Raw genomic sequence first — 19,993 nt, 5'->3', positions numbered from 1 at the left:
CGATATCGACGATATGGACGATGCCCGCCCGGCTCAATCACTTCTCGCCGATGCCCAGCTCGCCCAGAAGACGCGCGCGCACGCCCTCGTCCTCGATGAGATCCTGAACCCGCTTGCGGAAATCCGGGATGTTGCCCAGCGGCCCCTTGAGCGCCTTGAGCGCATCGCGCAGCGCAATCATCTGGCGCAGCTCCGGCACCTTCTCGACAATCGCGTCGGGTGAGAAGTCGTCGATCGACTCGAATTTCAGGTTCACCGCGAGTGCGGCGTCCGGATCGGCATTCGCTTCCAGGCGGTTGGGCACCGCCAGATCCAGCGACAGCTTCTGCCCCTTGAGCACGTCGTTGAAGTTGTCCTTGTCGACGTTGATGGGCTTCATTTCCTCGATCGGCGTATCGTCGTCGCGCAGCGTGAAGTCCCCCAGCACCAGCAGCTTCAGCGGCAACTCCACCTCCGCCTTCGCATCCCCTGTCGCCGGACGATATACGATATTGACGCGCTCCTTCGGAGCGACTGACCCGTCAGATGCCATGGCCGATCCCCTTCTTGTACCCGTAGCTGTTGGTGAAAACAGAGAGCTTTCTTGTAGCCTCGGAGAATAGCGTTTACCCAATTCGCACGCCACAAAAATCTATTTCTCACGCATTTGGCAATGCTTTTCTTTGCATGACGCGATTACGATGCATAAGGAAATTCGCATGCCATATCGATGTGGTATGCAAACGAGTCAACCAGAATATTTTTATCGGGTTTTTTCCCACTTCGGTCCGTGCGCCGTACGTGATACGCTACGCGCGCCATACGCCCGATTTACGTCGGCACGCATTGCGAGAACTAGGGATGCCATGGAGCATTGACGGTTTTTGTGTCAATCGTTTGAAAGCTTTTTAGTTGCCCCAACCGCCTGTTTCACAAAACGCAATCATAAATTGGGCGCGTGAATTCCCTGTGTGGCGAGTACACGAACGATAACGTCCACACCACGACTTACCGTTGCAACGGTAAACAGCGGTAAACCATTGCACGAGAGACCATGTTGGCAAACCAGTATGAAATGCACGGAGACGTGCTAGTAGCGAACCTCGAAGGCGCGCTCAACAGCACGAACTCCGCGCAAGTCGAGGCCGAGATTCTGCGGCAGCTCGACCGGGGAATCAATCAGTTGCTGATCGACTTGAGCGCGCTCGACTACATTTCCAGCGCCGGGCTGCGCGTCGTGCTCGTGGCGGCCAAGCGGCTCAAGCAGTCCGCCGGCCTGCTCGTGCTGTGCGGCGTGCAGAACCAGATTCGCGAAGCCTTCGAAATCAGCGGCTTTCTATCGATCCTGAGTGTCGCGGACACGCGCGCACAGGCACTCGAGCGCTTTAACCAGGTGGCCTGAGAGACACGCAGGGGCGGTGGGTATTTCATCCGTAACACGGTGCGGCTTTTCTGAAACAGGCTCGTAATGGCCCGCGACCAGAATTCATCCCATGCGCAGAGACGAACTCTGAGCAACGACTGAAGACAACGCCGCAACCTGAACACCAACTGGAGAAATCATCATGCCAATGCCGTGCTATCTCGTACTCGAAGGCCAGAATCAAGGAAAGATCGAAGGCTCGACGAAGGTCAAGGGCCACGAGGGAAAGATCCTTGTGCAGGCCGTGGACCACACCATTGAAATTCCGAAGAGCCCGCAGACGGGGCTGCCCACGGGCAAGCGGGTGCACCTGCCGATGACGCTGACCAAGGAAGTCGACAAGTCCTCGCCCAAGCTGTTCCAGGCGCTGACCTCTGGCGAGCAGATGAAGGACGTGACGCTGGAGTACTACCGCATCTCGCCGAAGGGCACGGAAGAGAAGTACTACACGGTGAAGCTGTCGAACGCGATTCTGACGAACGTACGCGCGTGGACGCCGAACTGCCTGGCGCTGGAGAACAAGCAGATGGGGCACATGGAGGATATCTCGTTCACCTACGAGAAGATCACATGGACGTTCGACCCGGACGGCATCGAGGCGGAAGACTCGTGGCTCGCGCCGAAGTCCTGAGCGGCACACACAATCCGGGCCGCGCCTGAACCTGCGGCTGAACGGCAACGGGCCCGCCGCAAGGCGGCCCCGTCACGCATGGGCAAGCGAGGCGCGACGCTCAGGCGCCGTTGCCCGAAAGCGCGGCAAGCGCCGCCGCGCGGTCGGGCAGAATGCGAAACAGCGAGTCGAAGCCGATCACCTGGAACACCTCGTGAACCGGCGCCGCGAGTCCCGCCAGCACGAGATCGTGCCCGGTGCCCTTCGCAATCTTCGCGGCCTTGAGCATCACGCGCAGCCCCGCCGAACTCACGTACTGCACGTCGGTGAGATCGAGCAGCACGCGCGACGCGCTCTGCACGCGCTCGGGCAGCACCTCGTCGAGCTGCCCCGCCGTCGTGCTGTCCACGCGGCCCGACACGGCGATTGCCAGCACTTCGCCCTCGTTGACTTCGCTGATATTCATGTTTGCCTCGTAGATCAGTTTCGCGCGGGCGCGATGCGCTTCGCGAAGCTTAAACAGTTGTACGGCTCGCGGCGTTCATAGGCCACCTCGTCCATCATCTTCTTGACGAGAAAGACACCCAGCCCGCCAATCGCGCGATCCTCGACGCCGCTCGTCACGTCGGGGTCGGCGAGCTGCAGCGGATCGAACGCGACGCCGTCGTCGATCACCTGCGCCCATACCTCGTCGGCCGCGACCGTCACGTGAATGCGGATCGGCTGCTGCGCCGAGCCGTAGGCCGCGATGTTCGAGACGACCTCGTCGAACGCCATCGCAAAGGACTGCAGCAGCGCATGCGGCAAGCCGTGCGCGGCAAAAAATATGTCGAGTGAATCGACAAGGCCGCCGATATCCGGTGCGTGCACCGTCAACTGCGTATCGAATCGGTCGCTCACGTTCATGCCTTCGTCGGCCCGGCCGCCCCATAGTGAACTGCCAGGCAGGTAATGTCGTCGGACTGCGGCGCGCCATCGGCGAACTCGTAGACGCTGTCGACGAGCCGCTTGAGCAGCGCCTCCACGCCGAGTCCCGCCGAAGCCGCAAGATGCCCGGCAAGCCGCGCTTCGCCGTACTCCTCTTCGGCGGGGTTGAACGCCTCGGTAATGCCGTCGGTGTAGAGCAGCAGCGTGGAGCCCGACGCGATCTGGGCGCTCGCTTGCACGAACGGCACGCTTTCGATCACGCCGAGCGCCATGCCGCCCGTGCCCGGCAATTGAGAAACCGTGCCGTCCGGCGCGACCAGCCAAGGCGAATTATGCCCGCCATTCGCGTATTCGAGCATACCCGTGCCCGTATCGAGAATACCGTAGAACAACGTCACGAACATCGTGGCCTCGTTATCCTGCGCGAGCAGGTCGTTGGCGAGCGCGAGGCAGGCGCCGGGACCGGCTGCGCTTGGCGCGATCGCGCGCAGCAGCGTGCGCGCCACGGCCATGAACAGCGCGGCGGGCACGCCCTTGCCCGAAACGTCGGCGATCACCACGCCGAGCTTCTGGTCGGAGAGCCAGAAATAGTCGTAGAAGTCGCCGCCCACCTCGCGCGCCGGAATCATGCGCGCGAACATCTGCAGATCGGGGCGCGAGGGAAAGCGCGTGGGCACGATCGACTGCTGCATGCGCCGCGCAACGTCCAGCTCCTGCTGAATCGACACGAGCTGCGTGTGTGCGTTGAATACGTTCTGGATCGTGAGGAACCAGGGCCGCCATGCCTGCGGAATATCGGGGATCGATTTTACCGAGCCGCGGTCTTCCTCCTGGATATAGCGCACGAGTTTTTGCGCGGGCACGATCGCGTCGCGATAGGTGAAGCTGCTCGCGATCAGCAGCATCAAGGTCAGGCCCATGACGAGCAGCATTACGCTCGGCACGCCCGTTTCCAGCGCCACCTTCACGAGATTCCAGCGTGGCACGAGCAGCACGAGATGGAACGGCGCGTTCTGGATGCCGAGCGTCTCCACGTAATAGCCGTCCAGCTCGACGAGGTCGCCGTCCGCCGCCTGCAGCGTGGCCGGCAGATCGCGGCGCAATGCCGGCGGAAACGCTTCAGCGGCCTGCAGAATGGTTTGTGCGCCTGGACGCACGAGGGTGGGATGTGCGAGCAACTGCCCGCGATCGTTGATGATGAAGAGCGTGCCGAGGCTCTCGTCCCAGTTGCGCACGAACTGGTTGAGCTGCACGAGCGTGAGATCGAGCGAGACCGAACCGCGAAACGCCTTGTCGTCATAGACCCCCGCCGAGGCCGTCACCATCACGCCCTGGCCCGCTTCGTCCAGATACACCGGCGTCCAGAGGATGTGCCGCGACGGATCCGCGACGGGCTCGACGCCGGCGAAGAACTCCTTCTGCTTGAGCGAATCCGCGTAGAAGAACTTTTTCGACGACACCCACGGATAGATATTGATGAAGCGGTACGCCGACGTGTAATAGACCCAGGTCGAGCCGGGCAGATTAGCCTTGATGGTCTTGAATGCGCCGTTCAGGCTCAGCGCCATCTCCAGTTCGCGGTCGATGGCGGGCGTGCGCACGCCGACGAGCCCGGTCAGGTTGCCGGCGTCGGCGACGGTCCACGGCGGCGGCAACTGCTCGAGTTCGATGCTGCCGGGCGCGGCGCCCGGTTGCAGCGCGCGCAACAGCACGGAAGGCTCGGCGCCCTGTGGATGCAGGCGAAACCAGGTTTGTGCCTGGATGCGCATCGTGTTGACAGCGTCCGAGGCGGTCTTGACGATGGCGTCGAGCGACACGGCCTGCTCCTGCATGCGCTGGCCCAGGCTGGACGTCTCGGCGCCCAGCGTCATCCGGAACTGGATGTAGACGAGCGCGCACGCGACGATCAGGACGCCGACGAAGGTGCCGCGCATGACACGGTTGTAGCGGGCGAACAATGCCGCCGTCAGGTCAGCCATACGCTGCCTCGCTCCGTGGGAATCCGGCGCCATGCCGGGCAAGATCGCGCAGCATCATCGGGCCAGGTTCGCGGCCATGGCCGGCGCGCTTGCGGTGCGTTCCCGCTGCGCTTCGTCGAAGCCGATATGCGTAAGCCGCTTCTGGAACACGCCGAGGCTCGTCAGACGCAGGATCGCCGAAAACGCCTTGCGCGCCATCGAGCCCGGATCGGCGGCACGCGCGCCCTGCTCGGCGGCCAGCACGGCGATCAGCTCCTGGTAGTCCTCGATGCCGGCCACCATCACGTCGAACCAGCTGAGCCACGCCGCCTCGATCGACGCATCCTGCAGCAGCACCTTGCACATGCGGCCGATGCGCGTGGCCTGATCAAGCAGGATCACGTCGATCTCCTCGTCGTTGGCGCTCAGGCGCTGGCGCAGATCGCGGTCCCAGCGCACGCTGATCTCGGGAAGAAAAATGTAGCGCAGCCCCTGCACGAGACCGATGCGCCGCTCGGCGGAGGGAATGGTCGTGAAGCCGTCGATGGGCCATCCGTCGCCCGGAAAATCGATGATCTGCCGCACGAGATCGGTTGTGTCGGCAATGCGCCGCGGCTCCTTGAAGAGCACCGTGAGGCCGGGGCGCGCATTGTCGGTCCATTCGCCCGGCGACAGCACCCGGCCGACGAACGCGTCGATCTGCGCGGCGGCCTGCGCGAGCCGGAACACGCCGGCGGCGAGCGCCGCCGCATTGAAGCCCGCCGCCGCCTTAACCTCCAGGCCGACCGAGAGCTCCTGGCTCACGCCATAGCGCCCCAGCACGGGGCGCAGCACGATCTCCCGCACATGGTCGTCGCCATTGAGCAGGCGCAGCAGCGGCTGCACGAATTCGTCGAAGCGCGCGCCCACCGGATAGACACGCGAGGCCGGCAGCGTCACGACACCGTGCCCGCGCAGGCGCGCCAGTCCGCCTGCGCTGGACTGCTGCGTCAAACCCACGAAATAATGGTCTGTATGGTCGACCATCGACATTCCCCGAACGCGGCCCCTTGAATGCAGCAGCATGCATGCGTTGCAACCGCCATCACCTCAGCGCAGAGGACAAACGGGAACGCACGCCTCGCGCCGTCTCGCGGCGAGACTTTCACGGGCCTGCCCCCTCATGCTGTCTTTCTCGGTATTGCTGTTGACTGCGCAGGGTCGCTGCTGACGACAACGAGACGAAAACTCGCGAAACCGCGCACAAGTTCGAATACGTCCGTACGTTTTTGTGCGGGACCGTCCATGCAGCAAAACGCGCAGTGAAGGTACCCAAACAAACCGGCAGTGTCAATCGCGACCTCGGCAAAGCGCGCATCGCTACCTCGCTTCGAGCCTGCTGGCGACGGCGGTTCATTTCAGCTTGGCTCAAGTCTTGATGTTTATGGTCGTAAACCCGATTGTCGCGTAATGCAAGCCACTACCATTGCAAAACAGGAAGAACCGTGGCGCCGAAGCGCAACGGCTGTCCACCGGATGGCTCGACCATGAATTCGCCGCCGTGGTCCGGAGGGCGTATCCCCGATGTTGAAAAGATATGCAGCTATTTCCCAATCTTCAATCGTGGCAAGATTGCAAACGAAACAAACCGCATATTTATCTGGATTACTTATTAATCTACCGGGATCGCAGCGGGACCATGCGGCGCCCCCTCTCGAACCAGAACAGATGAAGCAACGGCGAATATGCCGTCGTTCGCTCACCCCCGCAATTTTCCCTCATCGCACCTTAACAGCACGATGAAGTAATAGTGAACATGCCATTTTTCGCCCACGAATGCGATTTGAACCACAACAGCCTCATGACGGCGACGGCAAACTCATCGCCTGGGCAAGTATTCAGGATGCCGGAGTAAACGTTCGACTGCCGACCGTCATGGTCGGTATGCCGTTCACCGTGCCAAAAGCAACCTCGTTCAGGTCGCGGAACATGTTAACGGCCATGCGTGCACGTGCGCTGTCGTTCGGGACAGGCAGGAGCAACTGGCCGTTTTGGAGGATCGGTCCGCCACCGGTAAGCAGTACATAGCCTGACAGTTCATTCAGGCTGCCGATGACGGTGGGCGCTTCCATCACATTCGGAGCGACCTTCCATAGCGTGGAATCCGTGGATTCGTTACTGATCGTCCACTGCGTTCCCACGCGCTGCTGCCACACGGCGTCGAGTGCCGGCGCCCGCGGCAGTTGCTGGGCCAGCACGCTGACGTCACCGGAAGCGGCGCGCGTCATCAGATAGCAAAAGGTGGTGCTATTGCCGTTCGAATCCTCGCCCGGTACGACCTCGAAGCGGTAGCTCGGCACACCGCTGGTGCTGCTCCACCACCAGCCGTCTTCGCGATATCGATAGCTCGTCACGCCTTCATTGATGGGTGCCCATGTGTAGGGTGTGACGGTCGAGTCGAGCGTTGCGAGCGTGAGACTGCCGTCCGCAGGATTGACGGAAACCTGGATGGGACCGGTATTGTTGCCGTAGATGCCGGTCATCGCCGCGACATTCGGGGCCGGGGCCTGCGATGGGATCTGCGCGGCAGTCGCGCTGGCCGGCAGCGCGGCAATCGATCCTTCCTCCTGCAGCGCACGCAGCGCGATGCCTCGGGCAATGTGGCCCGGATAGAACGCGTCGTTCAGGAAATTTCTGCCGCCGCAGACGAGAACGGCCAGTTGCGCCTTCGGCACCACGATGAAGTCGGTATAGAAGCAGATCGAACCGCCGGTCTTCTCCCAAGCGGTGACGCCTGCCGCGGACAATGCGGGGAGCTGCACGTTGTCCCAGCCCAGTCCCCAGCGACTTTCCGGCAACAGGTCGATCGGCAGGGTCGTCGTCTGGTCTGTGCCCATCTGGGCGACGCCGGCCGCGGACACGATGCGCTGCCCCTGAAAGACACCGCCCGCAATGAGCATCTGCGCGAGGTTCATCATGTCGCCCGGCGTTGTGTTCAGGCCGCCCGAAGCGTAGGTGTTGTAATACTCGAGCTGGCTGGTCGGGGCGCCATTGATGTACGGATACGCAAACTCAGCCCCCGCCGACGTCTGCGCGCTCGTCAGGAAGCCCGAATTCGTCATGCCGAGCGGCGCGAGAATGTTCTGCGTGACGAAGTCCGGGTAGCTCTGCCCGCTCACCGCCTGCACGACAGGCTCGATCATCGTGAAGCCGTCATTGTTGTAGCTGGCCATCTGCCCCGGCAAATGCTTCAGGTGCATGTTCGCGAATGCCTGCATCGTCAGTTCCGCGTCGCCGGGAACCGGCACGAACGCAGAAGCATCGTGACCACAGACGAACCCGGGCAGGCCCGAGGCATGCGAGAGCAGATGCCGCGTCGTGATCTGCGTATAGGCCGGCGAGAGCATCTTGAATGACGGCAGGTATTGAACGATCGGCGTATCGAGGTTCAGCAGCCCGCGATCCTGCAGGATCATCGCCGCCAGCGCGGCCACCACCTTGCTGACCGAACCGATGTTAAAGCGCGTGAGCGTGGTCGCCGCCGTATTGCTGGTGGCCGAGCCAAACGCTTTCTGCCAGACGATCTGGTTGCCTTTGAGCAGCGCCATCGACACCGCCGAGCCGTCGGTCTGTCCCAGATTAATGGCCTGTTGGACGGCGCTCTCGGCCCAAGCCCGGGTGTTGGCGTACGTGCTGGCGGAGCTATTGGCCGTGCCACTGCCGCAGCCCGGTAACGCGACGGCCAACATGCCGGCTCCCGTATAGCCGAGGAACCTGCGACGGCTCGCGCTCTCCAGTGTCGCCCCGGCGGCCGTTTCCAACGGCTGGAGCGTTTCCCCCGAAGTCCCTTCAATCTTGTTCATGGCGTGTGGTCCGTCTTTTCGTTTACATTTTGCCCACGCGGGACGCAAATCGTACCGGCATTCGTTTAAACATGGCCAGCAAATAGAATTGCGCGGATGCAGTTTTGGCGATGCCATCATCCTGCATCTGCGTTTTTGGAGCGCGACAGACGTCTGTCGCCTCTACCGGCCTTATTACAGTGGAACCCTGACGAATTGCAGCCCGCCAACGGTCATGGTCTCCAAACCATCAGCGGCAACGGAAAAGCTGATTTCATTCAATTCTCTGCCCGCCTCGTTGGGTGCCCGGACGGACACCCCGCCACGATCGTCCGCTAACGGCGTGAGCAACTGGTACCCCCACGGATCGTTCCCGCCAAACAGGATGTATCCCTCGAATTCGGAAAGGCTGCCGATCGTGGTGTGCCATGTGGCGGCTCCGCGGAGCGCGGTGATTTCGTCGGTGGAAGTCAGGTTGGTCGGCACCCATGTCGAATTCAGGCGCGCTTGCCATGCGGACGAAAGCGGCAGCGATCGCGCCGTCAATTGTTGCGCTATGACGTCGCCTCCCAGGGCACTGCTGCCGCTCGTGCGTTGAACCAGATAGCGGTAACTGAATGGCTGGCCGTCCAGATCGGTTCCGGACTGGATATTGAAGCTGTAGCTGTGTCCGGTGTTGTCGCTCCACCACCAGCCGTCGCTGCGATACTCGTATTGCGTCACGCCGTCGTCCAGCGGCTGCCACATGCTGTTGCCGGTGCCGGTCCCCGCATACCGGTTGAGGACGAGACTGCCATCCGAGCCGACCTGCACGTGGATCGGCGCCGAATGGTTGCCATACATGCCCGCTGCTGTCGTGACATCCGGTGCCGTCGCAACCGATGGGGCGAGCGCCCCGAGCAGAGGCGCCGACGCACGGATAGAACCGTCTTCCTGCATGGCCTGCTCCACGAGCCCGTAGGCCAGCGCAAATGGGTTGTAGCCGGTATGGCCCGTCAGCATCACGGCCAGTTGCGCATCCGGCAGCACGATGAACATGCTGGAGAATGCGGGCGTCTCACCGTCCTTTATCCACGTCGTATTGCCTGCATAGGCCAGTGCGGAAGACTTGACCCAGTCCCAACCCAGTCCAAATGAATACACCGGCGTCGGATTGACATGAAGCTTCGTTGTCTGGTCGCGGCCCATCTCGGCGATCGCCGCAGCCGAAACGATTTGCCGTCCCTGGAACGCACCGCCGTCCAGCAGCATCTGGGCGAGGTTCATTATGTCCCCCGGTGTCGAGCACAACCCGCCGCTCGCGTATACGTTCGAGAATTCCTGCGGATACCATGCGCCATTGATGCCATAGGGCATGGCAAAGGTGCCGGTGGTCGGCGCGCTTGCCAGGAAGCACGAGTTGGACATGTTCAGCGGGGTAAGGATATTCTGCTGCACAAACTCGACATAACTCTGTCCGCTCACCGCGGCAACGACAGGGTCGACGAGCGTGAAGCCATCGTTGCAGTAGTTCGCCATTTCCCCCGGCGAATATTTGAGGTGTTCGTTCGCGAGTGCAGTCAGGGTGTTTTCGACGTACCGGGGCATCGCTACGCCGCCCGTGAATATATTCCAATTATTCTGCCCGCCTAATCCCGAGGAATGTGACAGCAGATGGCGTGTAGTGATCCGCGTGTAGTGCGGCGAGAGCATGGAGAACGACGGCAGATATTTCGCGATCGGCGTATCGAGGTCCAGCAGCCCCCGGTCCTGCAGGATCATCGCGGCCAGCGCGGCGAAGACTTTGCTGACCGAGCCGATGTTGAAACGTGTCTGGTTCGTGGCCGGCGTGCTGGCCGACGCGTTGCCGAAGGCCTGTTGAAAGACGATTCGGTTGCCCTTCATCAGCGCGACCGAGAGGGCGGCGACCTTACCCGTAAGCGCGGCCTCACACTGCTGCCGGCCCCATGCAATGGTGTGGCTGTATGCGTTGCCGGTGCTGCTGCCGGAGCATGCGGGCAGAAGCGCGGCGAGGATCCCCGCACCCGTGTAGCCGAGGAACTGCCGGCGGCCTGCGCTGCCGAGCGTTGAGTCGATGTTTCCGATCGGATTCCAGCTGTCACTATTCTTCACGTCTTCCCCGTTTGCGTTTCAGAATGAGTCTGCGTCCGTCGCCGGCCGACACGGATGCCGACCGTCCCCTCGAAATGAGGGAGATTCTGGCACAAGCGTAGTCAATCCGTCTCAACTGCTTCCTCGCTCGCAAAACCAAAGCCTTGCCTACCGTTGCGCACCACTCAATTTCGTGCCCCCCCGCCGGATAAGCATCGGCGGAACTTTCCAACGCAAGGAAAGATGGTCGTATCGAGTAGCTGTTCGCCAAGTAATTTGTGTATCGAACTGCGATTGCAGCCGAAATTGTGGCGTACGGCGAAATGATCGTTGTTGTTCGAAGGCTTTCCGGCGCTTCTCAGCGAGTAGACGTAAAAAGCATGTGCCCGTCACAATTCTCGCGGCAGTACGAACTTTTCTTTCAATTTAGACCCGGCTTCGGTTGCGGGAGCAACTCCAGCTCTCCGTAGAACTGCGCTGTATAACATCTCCATAAAGACAAGTATTCTTACCTCGCCGAGGCGAGAAAATCTTTACGTCCCGTCGGAACGTAACTGCCATTGCGTTTGCTTTCACATAACTTTTGGATTGCTTGTCAATTCATGGGCGCTCTTTCAACACCGCATGACAGGGCGTGCATGATTTGGCATCGCGGATTGCAGTTGTAGTGGTCAACCAATCCCGAACACCGCGTTAAGTTTTTCTTCCGCAACGGGCGGCGCCAGTCCGTCGTTGAACTGATGCGGCCGTATCCAGTTGTACCGGTGCATCAGTTAGTGGCTGATGTCCCGATGTGCTTCCTGCGCCGACATGTACCCCACTGACGGCAGCCATTCCGTCTTGAAGCTGCGGAACAGCCTTTCCATCGGGGAGTGTCCCAGCAATTTCCACGGCGGCTCATGCTCTGCTGAATCCGATAACGCCGCAGGCGCTGACGGAATTTCCGGCTTGCATACTGGGCGGATTCAACCGGTCGTCGCAACACCCTTAAAGGAGGAGGTGTTGCATGGGGCGAATTGCAGGATGGGCTTATCAGCTAACCGGGCGAGTCGCGATGCACTCGCCCGGTGCGCCGTCGCTTCGGCATGAGATTGAGCGTCGATTTTGGAAACAAATCGCTACCGGCATCACGAGTGAGAGAGCCAGCCGCGTTTGGCGCGGGTCCTGTTCCAGGGGCAGTACTGCCCGAATGTCCTTTGACGATCGTCGAGGATGGCAACGCGAGGCAAGCTCATCTGACCGACCTGATTGGCCCCTGCTTCACCACGCTGCACTTTAGCGATGACGGTCATGTATTGGGGCGCTGGCAGGCGACAGCCGCCGCGGACGTTGCGGCTGCGATCCACAGCGCCCTTCAAAAGTGACCACGACCAATCCGAAAAAGGAGAACCCCATGACCGACAGCGATCTTGACATCGTCTATACCCGGCTGTGTAACACTATGACCTGTATCGGCCCGGAACCAGTCAAAGCCTGCAACTCCCTCAGGATCGCTACTGCCTGCGTTGCAAGCGGTACGAGATGCGCGGTGTCAGTCTTCATAACGGCATAGCGCCATGCAGCCTTGTCCAGGTCGAAATGTTCCCATTCCGCCTTGAGCAGTTCCCCTGGCCGCACAAATAACATCGGCGCAAGCTTGAGTGCACAGAGCACGGGGAACGTCCTGCTAAAACCTTCGAACGAGCGCAGCATCTCGCCTAGTTTGGCGGGCTCGGTGATCGAGGCGAAGTGCCCTCCAGCACTTCTGGAGCATCGATCTCTGCGATCGGCCGCCTGCCGAGCCTGGGGAACACATCGTTCTTGAAGCGAGCGAGGGTCTTTTCGTACGCCCCCGCCCGGGGGATATCGCGATTGAGGCCGTCCAACCCTGCTCTATCGAGCGGGGTCGTTGCGATGTTTTCGCTATCGTGACGTATTGCTTCGCCAATAGCCATTGCACTGGGTGACCTTATCCGCCGTCGAGCAATACAGCCGTGGCGTTGCCCATAGGCACCAGGTAGGCGTGGTCGACGACCTTCTTCAGTCTCAAAGCCGTTCCCTCAATCCCATCACATCTGTGCGAACTTACTGACGACGACACAAAGTTGTCGTTCGTGTGCCGTCGGGTCAACTGCGGCCCGGTTCGTTCGCAAACTCGTCGCGACAGCGGTCTGAGCAAATGGGAAGGCGCTTACATGCTCACCGCCGCGATCGTGGGTGGAGGGGCCGTGGTCAGCTTATCGGACCAAGCCCGAGCGGGCATCGATCGCAACTGAAATGAAATTGTAATTTATCGTCACGAGATCATCATTTGTTTTCCAAACCGGTTTTGAATTAGAATCCAAACCGGTTTGGATGCACTGCGCTACTTTTCCCACACTCACTGTGCCATGGGGTTCGAATGCAATATTTAGATTTCTCTCGTTCACGCTTTATGCGCAAACGTTTGACGGCTGGGCTCGCAGCGGTTTGGGCAGCCGGCGCCTTGCCGGTTCATGCCCAGACTTCGCCCCAGGGATCAGGTTTCCCCGCTCCGACTGCGCATACACAGCAGGCCTACGATCCCGAGGCCGACTTCACGATGCGCTGGACACGAGCGGACATCCGGCAGATCCTCGCGCAGTCCCATACTGCGACGGCAGTGGACAAGAACTCGCTGCCCCAGGCACTGACGATGCCTGATATTCCGCAGGACTTTCCGTTGATCAACCCGAACGTGTGGGTGTGGGATACGTGGCCGCTCGCGGATGTTCGCGCGCACCAGTTGAGTTACAAGGGCTGGGAAGTCATCTTTTCGCTTACGGCGGACCCCCATGCTGGTTACACGTTCGATGACCGACATGTACATGCGCGCATTGGCTTCTTTTATCGTCGCGCAGGCATACCCGCGTCGCAAAGGCCGGCTAATGGCGGTTGGATCTGGGGCGGCCATTTGTTCCCGGACGGCGCGAGCGTCAAAGTATTCGGCACGGCGCCTATGACCAACAATGCTGAATGGTCGGGTTCTGCGCGCTTCACTGGGGGCGACAACGTAGACGTCTACTATACGGCGTTGTCATTCAACCGCTCGGCACCCGGTGGATCGGACATTACCCCGCCGATTGCGATCATCACCCGGGCGGATGGCCATATTCACGCAGACGACAAGCACGTCTGGTTCACCGGTTTTGACGATCACAAGGCACTGCTGCAACCCGATGGGGTGATGTATCAAACCGGCCAGCAGAATGACTACTACTCTTTCCGCGATCCCTTCGTATTCACCGATCCGGCGCATCCGGGCAAGACGTTCATGGTGTTTGAAGGCAACACGGGCGGTCCACGTGGCGCGCGTACCTGTAGTCAAGCTGATCTTGGCTACGCGCCCAACGACCCGTACGCCGAAGACCTGAATACGGTGATGAACATGGGCGCCGTTTATCAGAAGGCAAACGTGGGCCTCGCCGTCGCGACCAACAAGCAGCTAACCGAGTGGAAGTTCCTTCCGCCAATCCTCTCGGCGAACTGTGTGGACGACCAGACCGAGCGGCCGCAGATTTACATGAAGGACGGCAAATACTACCTGTTCACGATCAGCCACCGCGCGACCATGGCCGCAGGCGTTGATGGACCGGACGGCGTGTACGGATTTGTCGGCAACGGCATCCGAAGCGATTTTGAGCCGCTGAACAAGGGCAGTGGCCTTGTCCTCGGTAACCCGACGGACTTTAGTGCACCGGTTGGAGCACCCTATGCCGAGGATCCGAACCAGAATCCGCGTGCATTCCAGTCTTACTCGCACTACGTGATGCCAGGCGGACTTGTGGAGTCGTTCATCGACGCCATCGGGGCGCGCCGCGGCGGCACGCTCGCTCCGACTGTAAAGGTAAATATCAGCAGCACTTCAACGGCAGTCGATCGGACGTACGGCACCGGTGGCCTAGGCGGCTACGGCGATATCCCTGCGGACATGCCTGCTGTGGGCGATGGCCACGGTGAAAACGGCAACTCGAATCATTGAGGCAACAAGGCGGCAGCATGCACGCAACGATCTGCGAGCTGTGCTGCCGCCATCCGCCAGGTTTGAGCAACCGCTCGAGCACAACATTAGGAGCGCAACAATGGCCCACTGGATAGCGAAACGCTCCACACACCTCGGGCCCCCGTATCTCGCAATAGCCGATGAGATCGAAAAGGCTATTCGCGACGGGGCCCTCAAGAGCGGAAGCCGTCTACCGCCGCAACGCCTGCTCGCGGATTTTCTCGGTCTGCATGTGAATACGGTCAACCGTGCCATGCGCGAGACCGCTCGTCGCGGACTCACGGCAGGCGCCACTCGCAGGGGCACTGTCGTTCTCGCACATTCGACCTGAACCAGCGCGCTGCGCTTCGCATATAGCATCACTGCGGCGCGCGAGAACAACGTTGCATGCTGAGTTATCGCGGGGAGGCCACCCTGAGCCAGCAATGCGATACGACGCCGTCGCGCTCGAAGAAACCAACCAACAGCGCGGACACGCGACGGGCGGCGGGGAGACCATCTTTCAGTACACAGGAGGCCGCGCACAGCGCGGCGACTACCGGAACACGGTCAATATCAGTGGCTGCCTTCGTTCGTTGTAGCACGGTGGTGTGCGTGCACACGGCGCGAAGTCCTCACTTACCAAGGAGCGAACTTTTGCTTACCCTCGCGGACGGCGATGAATTGTGTGGCCGCGCTTTGCACACGTGGTTGCGCTGGCTTTTCGGCGCCCTTACCGCCACGGTGATGACAGGCGTACCGCTTTGCGCAGCGGGGGCGGTGCTGGACACCCCACAGTGGCGCCCCGCGTTGCATTACTCACCGCAACGCAACTGGATGAACGATCCCAACGGCCTCGTCTACTACAAGGGGATCTATCACCTGTTCTATCAATACAACCCGAGCGCGAATGTGTGGGGCAACATGTCGTGGGGTCACGCAACCAGCCGCGACCTGCTCCATTGGACGGAGCAACCAGTCGCGCTCGCGGCGAACCATACGGAGGAGGTATTCTCTGGCTCCATCGTGCTCGATGCCGACAACACGTCCGGCCTCGGCACAGCGGCGAAACCACCCCTCGTTGCGCTTTATACGTCGGCGTACAAGGCAGGGTCCGGCCATATGCCCGGAGTGCAGGCGCAATCGCTTGCCTGGAGTACCGACGCAGGCGAGACCTGGCACCGCTATGCACACAATCCCGTGCTTACACTCGACCCAGAGTCGAAGCAATTCCGCGACCCGAAGGTGTCATGGTACGCACCCGGCGGCTACTGGTTGATGTGCGCCGTCGTTGCTGACGCGAATGTCGTGAAGTTTTACCGCTCGAACAACTTGATCGATTGGACATTTCTTAGCGACTTCACTCTTCCGGACGTTCCGCACCACGGCGCGTTGTGGGAGATGCCGGACCTGTTCCCCTTGGCGCTCGATGGCAACCCCGCGAACAAGAAGTGGGTCATGCTCGTCAATGTGAATCCCTGGTCGATCGCGGGCGGCTCGGGGGCGATGTACTTCGTCGGCGACTTCGACGGCACGCGCTTTGTACCTTTGAACGTCGCGCCAGCGGGCTCCAACCCGGCTCGCTTCCAGTGGCTCGATCACGGCGCGGACTATTACGCTGCCGGGACTTTCTCGAATGCACCGGGCGACAAGATCGTGGCGGTCGGATGGATGAGCAACTGGGACTACGCGAACGATGTGCCGACTTCGCCGTGGCGCGGGGCCATGGCGCTGCCTCGCGAACTCTCGCTGGCGACGGTCGACGGCAGTCCGCAACTGGTCTTCGGGCCTGTCCGATCGTATGCATCGCTGGTGGAGCAGAGCCCGGCGACGCGTCTTGGAACCATCGACGTTGTATGGTCGACCAGGACCTTGCCCGCCACCACGAATGGCGTTATTCAGGATATCGAACTCACAATCGAGCCAGGCGACGCCAGCCGGGCCGGTCTGGTCGTGCGCGGCTCGCCAGACGGTAAGACGGGGACGCGGATTTTCTACGATACACGTGCGCAAACGCTCACGGTTGACCGTTCGCACGCGGCGCACACATCGTTTTCGCCGGCCTTCAGTCCGCAGCACATCGTGAACTTGCCGCTGCATGACGGCAGGTTGCACCTGCATATCGTCGTCGATCGTGCGTCGGTTGAAGTATTCGTCGATCGGGGGCGGTATGTCATCACGGATGCCATCTTTCCCCGTCTTACGGACAATCGGGTGAGCCTCTTTGCCGAAGGCGGCGACGCGACGTTTAGAGACGTTGTCGTGACCGATCTTTCGCATTCGCACTAAGGCCTGATTTGCGCGACAACTTGTGTGTCGCGTATCTCAGAGCGGCTGGCAGACTTCTTTGTGCGCACTGGGATTTGCGCTGCGAACCTGGCCAACGTTATCGTGTTGAGACGTTGGCGGGGCCATGAGTTGTCGCTCGCCCAGACGACGATCCAGCGTTGGGCGCGCTAAAACCACTTCGCTATGCCCGCGGGGCATTACTGGAGATACAGTTCGATATGCGAGAGCCACGCGCCGAGGCACCAGTGCCGCCCGGTCCTGCGTTGTATGGCGTTGCGGATGTGAATGTGTAGATCAGCCAACCAAGGGACCGTCCGTATCACCAGGTTCCAGGCGCGGCGAACACAGCCGATGCGCTGGCGGTTTCTGCCCATCGATCGCGGCGGTGATTAGTTCGGCGAGCGCATGGCCGGATTCCTGGCCGGTAGGCTGAGTAACTGATGTGACAGTGAACGGAGCGGCGATATCGGCTGGCACTCCATCGTAGACAATCAAGGAAACATCTTTGCCTGGTTTGTGTCCGCTATCTAGCATCGCACGCAACGCACCCGCACCGGCGAGATTATTGTCAATCAGAATGGCGGTGGGCGGGTTGGTGCTCGATAGCAACTTGCTCACAGCCTCGTACCCTCTATTGCGCTCGAAAGCGTTTTCCGTCATGAGTGCACGCAACGGCTTGATGCCCGCCTCGCGCAAAGCGGCGAGATAGCCTGCGCGGCGTTGGGATGCAAAGTTCAGCGATAGTGGCGCGCCTACGAGGGCAATACGCCGATGACCGAAATCAATGAGTCGTTGCGTAGCGGCGTAGGCGCCAGCTTCATTGTCAAAGTCAAACCAGAAGTAAGGACGCTCCGTGCTCGTGCGTCCGTAGGCGACAAACGGGAAGCCTCGTTCATGCAGAAACGCAATGCGGGAATCCTCAACAAGCGTCCGCGCGATGATGAAGCCATCGACCAGACGGTTATCGACAAGCCTGCGGTAAGTCTCGAGCTCGGCGTTAGCGCGGGCAGACACGATGACGAGGTCCAGGTCGCCCAGTCCCTCTGTAATGCCAGCGATCACTTCGCAAAAACGCGGGTCGCCGAGATCGCCAGCGGAAAACGGGTAGACGATACCGACTGCGTTGGCACGCCCCGTTGCGAGCTTGCGGGCCGTTGCATCCGCTTGATAGCCCATTGCGTGGGCGGCCGCGACGACGCGTGCACGAGTGGTTTCGCTAACATCGTCATAACCATTCAGCGCGCGGCTTACTGTTGTCTTTGAGAGGCCTAGAGAACTGGCCAATGCCTTGAGGCTGGTTTTCATGCTGGGTTCGCTCTCGCCTTGAGGCCGAGGATCATTTTTTCAATGATACTGCGATTGTCACCCGGTTACGATCTTTCGCTCACACAGGAAAAAGGACCAATAAGCACCCGGACAGACCTCCATCCCGATAACGGTGGGCGACGCGCGCGCCAGGAATTCTATGAGGCGCTCACGGGTAAAACGGCCTCTGAAGACGGGCTTGCCGGTGGCATCGAGCCCGATGACGTGGAATGCCGATTTGCCTATGTCGATGCCCATGCGGGCTACGGCTGGTGTAACGCGCTGACTCATGAGACACCTCCTCGGGACGCTGTACGCGTCAGCCCTGATTATGCGATTGCTGGAGGGGCGGACCATCCTATTAGCTCTGAAGCCTTCCCGGCGCCGTGAACTGGTCACGGACTTGATGCAGCGTTTTGGCGCGAGCCAGCGGCAGACCTGTGCGTTGTCGCAACTGTCCCGCACGGTCTACCGTTACGAGTCGGTCGCGCGGGATCAAAGCGCGCTGGAGATGCGCATCAAGGAGATCACGGAAGTGCGGGTGCATTACGGTGCGCCACGCGTGTACGTGATGCTTCGCAGGGAAGGCTGGCGGGACAACCATAAACGCGTCGAACGCGTATATCGCGAACTCGGGCTTTCATTGCGTCACAAACGACCGCGGCGCAACAAGTCGGCAAGGCTCCGGCAGCCGAAGCAGTCTGTCAGTGCCATTAATGAAGTATGGAGCATGGACTTTGTGGCAGATGCGCTGTTCGACGGCCGACGGCTACGCACGCTCACGATCGTGGATAACTACACGCGGGAATGTCTGGCGATCGAGGTCGACGGTTCGCTGCGGGGCGAGCACGTTGTCGCGGCGCTGACCCGACTTGCCCAATACCGCTCGCTTCCCCGCTATATCAAGGCCGACAATGGCAGTGAATTCATTTCGAAGGCGCTCGACAAATGGGCGTATGAGAATGGCGTGGAGATTGACTTCTCGCGCCCTGGCAAGCCGACCGACAACGCGAAGAATGAATCCTTCAACGGACGCTTTCGGGAGCAATGCCTCAACGCACACTGGTTCTTGTCGCTGGAGGACGCCAGACGCAAAATCGAAGTCTGGCGCGAGTACTATAACGAGGCGCGCCCTCACTCTGCGCTGCAGTGGATGACACCGGCGGAATTCGCCCGCCAGTGCACCGATCGGGCCGATTCGGCCCGCCCCGAAGAGCCGGAATTTTCCAACTAAGACCGGGACGCAAATTGGGCTAGCCTCAGTATCTCCCTACCGCAATGGTACAAAGATTGGCGTACACCACTAAAAATACCACCCGATTATCACCGGCTGTCCATGTTCAAACCCGGACCACCCCAGAAACAAAAAACCCGCGCGGCCTAACGCCAACGCGGGTTTCAGGATTCCGGCGGAAGATGCCGGAACAGATTCTGGTGCTCAGAGCGGGACTCGAAAATATTCCTCAATCGCCCTGCTGTAGCCAGCCCATTACTTTTCGCTTGAGTGGATACCACCAAAGATACCACCGTATCGCAGCTCCGCCGCTTCTCCGGGTGACCTGACCAGGCGCCCGTCGCCAGCCCTGAGCAGGTATTCAGTCAGCCGCTAGC

General features: G+C 60.6%; 15 protein-coding genes and 4 pseudogenes. 8 read left to right on the top strand and 11 right to left on the bottom strand.

Annotation, left to right across the window (positions count from 1 at the left end):
- Positions 1-37: 37 nt before the first annotated feature.
- The gene (gene tssB, locus NH14_RS16015) at positions 38-532 is read right to left on the bottom strand and encodes a type VI secretion system contractile sheath small subunit (protein ID WP_035535496.1); all 495 of its coding nucleotides are present in this window, start codon (positions 530-532) and stop codon (positions 38-40) included.
- 501 nt (positions 533-1,033) lie between these two features.
- Here tssB and NH14_RS16010 point away from each other — a divergent pair.
- Entirely contained in the window at positions 1,034-1,381 is a 348-nt protein-coding gene (locus tag NH14_RS16010) for an STAS domain-containing protein (protein WP_035532714.1), read from the top strand.
- Between the two features lie 163 nt (positions 1,382-1,544).
- Positions 1,545-2,033: an Hcp family type VI secretion system effector gene (locus tag NH14_RS16005; RefSeq protein ID WP_035532717.1), complete on the top strand. Its 489-nt coding sequence runs from the start codon at positions 1,545-1,547 to the stop codon at positions 2,031-2,033.
- A 100-nt stretch (positions 2,034-2,133) separates the two neighbouring features.
- On the opposite strand, the gene NH14_RS16000 is transcribed toward NH14_RS16005, so the two are convergent.
- From NH14_RS16000 to NH14_RS15970, 7 genes and pseudogenes are all read right to left on the bottom strand, one after another.
- The gene (locus NH14_RS16000; protein ID WP_035532718.1) at positions 2,134-2,478 is read right to left on the bottom strand and encodes an STAS domain-containing protein; all 345 of its coding nucleotides are present in this window, start codon (positions 2,476-2,478) and stop codon (positions 2,134-2,136) included.
- A 14-nt stretch (positions 2,479-2,492) separates the two neighbouring features.
- Positions 2,493-2,918: an ATP-binding protein gene (locus NH14_RS15995; protein WP_052148443.1), complete on the bottom strand. Its 426-nt coding sequence runs from the start codon at positions 2,916-2,918 to the stop codon at positions 2,493-2,495.
- A complete protein-coding gene (locus NH14_RS15990) occupies positions 2,915-4,918 on the bottom strand; it encodes a SpoIIE family protein phosphatase (protein ID WP_035532720.1) in 2,004 nt (667 codons plus the stop codon). The genes NH14_RS15995 and NH14_RS15990 overlap by 4 nt, the downstream gene beginning before the upstream one ends.
- 54 nt (positions 4,919-4,972) lie before the next feature.
- Positions 4,973-5,923 (bottom strand): hypothetical protein, encoded by a 951-nt coding sequence (locus NH14_RS15985; protein WP_035532850.1) that lies wholly within the window; start codon positions 5,921-5,923, stop codon positions 4,973-4,975.
- A gap of 851 nt (positions 5,924-6,774) precedes the next feature.
- Positions 6,775-8,859, bottom strand: a complete 2,085-nt coding sequence (locus NH14_RS15980) for a serine hydrolase domain-containing protein (RefSeq protein ID WP_237179649.1) — start codon at positions 8,857-8,859, stop codon at positions 6,775-6,777.
- 54 nt (positions 8,860-8,913) lie between these two features.
- Positions 8,914-10,830, bottom strand: coding sequence for a serine hydrolase domain-containing protein (locus NH14_RS15975; protein WP_244143488.1), 1,917 nt, complete (start codon positions 10,828-10,830; stop codon positions 8,914-8,916).
- Positions 10,831-11,480: 650 nt separating this feature from the next.
- A pseudogene (locus tag NH14_RS15970) lies at positions 11,481-11,803 on the bottom strand (integrase core domain-containing protein); the annotation flags it as partial.
- Positions 11,804-11,815: 12 nt separating this feature from the next.
- Here NH14_RS15970 and NH14_RS15965 point away from each other — a divergent pair.
- Together NH14_RS15965 and NH14_RS15960 are read left to right on the top strand one after the other, a co-directional pair.
- Positions 11,816-11,989: pseudogene (locus NH14_RS15965) on the top strand (IS30 family transposase); the annotation flags it as partial.
- Between the two features lie 16 nt (positions 11,990-12,005).
- On the top strand, positions 12,006-12,173 hold the full coding sequence (locus NH14_RS15960; protein ID WP_331253461.1) for a hypothetical protein: 168 nt from the start codon (positions 12,006-12,008) through the stop codon (positions 12,171-12,173).
- Between the two features lie 91 nt (positions 12,174-12,264).
- Here the strand turns inward: NH14_RS15960 and NH14_RS15955 are convergent.
- A pseudogene (locus NH14_RS15955) lies at positions 12,265-12,635 on the bottom strand (tyrosine-type recombinase/integrase); the annotation flags it as partial.
- Positions 12,636-13,222: 587 nt separating this feature from the next.
- Here NH14_RS15955 and NH14_RS15950 point away from each other — a divergent pair.
- The 3 genes from NH14_RS15950 (at position 13,223) to NH14_RS15940 (ending at position 17,077) form a co-directional block, all read left to right on the top strand.
- Positions 13,223-14,788, top strand: coding sequence for a glycoside hydrolase family 68 protein (locus NH14_RS15950; RefSeq protein WP_035532725.1), 1,566 nt, complete (start codon positions 13,223-13,225; stop codon positions 14,786-14,788).
- Entirely contained in the window at positions 14,754-15,140 is a 387-nt protein-coding gene (locus tag NH14_RS15945; RefSeq protein ID WP_331253459.1) for a GntR family transcriptional regulator, read from the top strand. Before NH14_RS15950 ends, NH14_RS15945 begins: the two co-directional genes overlap by 35 nt.
- A gap of 395 nt (positions 15,141-15,535) precedes the next feature.
- Positions 15,536-17,077 carry a glycoside hydrolase family 32 protein gene (locus NH14_RS15940; RefSeq protein ID WP_084225889.1) on the top strand — a complete coding sequence of 514 codons (1,542 nt, stop codon included), beginning with the start codon at positions 15,536-15,538 and terminating at the stop codon, positions 17,075-17,077.
- 294 nt (positions 17,078-17,371) lie between these two features.
- Here the strand turns inward: NH14_RS15940 and NH14_RS15935 are convergent, their stop codons facing one another.
- Together NH14_RS15935 and NH14_RS15930 are read right to left on the bottom strand one after the other, a co-directional pair.
- Positions 17,372-18,382 (bottom strand): substrate-binding domain-containing protein, encoded by a 1,011-nt coding sequence (locus NH14_RS15935; protein ID WP_035532731.1) that lies wholly within the window; start codon positions 18,380-18,382, stop codon positions 17,372-17,374.
- Between the two features lie 57 nt (positions 18,383-18,439).
- On the bottom strand, positions 18,440-18,673 hold the full coding sequence (locus NH14_RS15930; RefSeq protein ID WP_176329289.1) for a hypothetical protein: 234 nt from the start codon (positions 18,671-18,673) through the stop codon (positions 18,440-18,442).
- 73 nt (positions 18,674-18,746) lie between these two features.
- Here NH14_RS15930 and NH14_RS15925 point away from each other — a divergent pair.
- Positions 18,747-19,616: pseudogene (locus tag NH14_RS15925) on the top strand (IS3 family transposase); the annotation flags it as partial.
- Between the last annotated feature and the right edge of the window lie 377 nt (positions 19,617-19,993).

This window comes from Paraburkholderia sacchari (assembly GCF_000785435.2).
Taxonomy (GTDB): domain Bacteria; phylum Pseudomonadota; class Gammaproteobacteria; order Burkholderiales; family Burkholderiaceae; genus Paraburkholderia; species Paraburkholderia sacchari.
The sequence above is the reverse complement of the archived record's forward strand: the minus strand, read 5'-3'. Positions and strand labels throughout refer to the sequence as shown.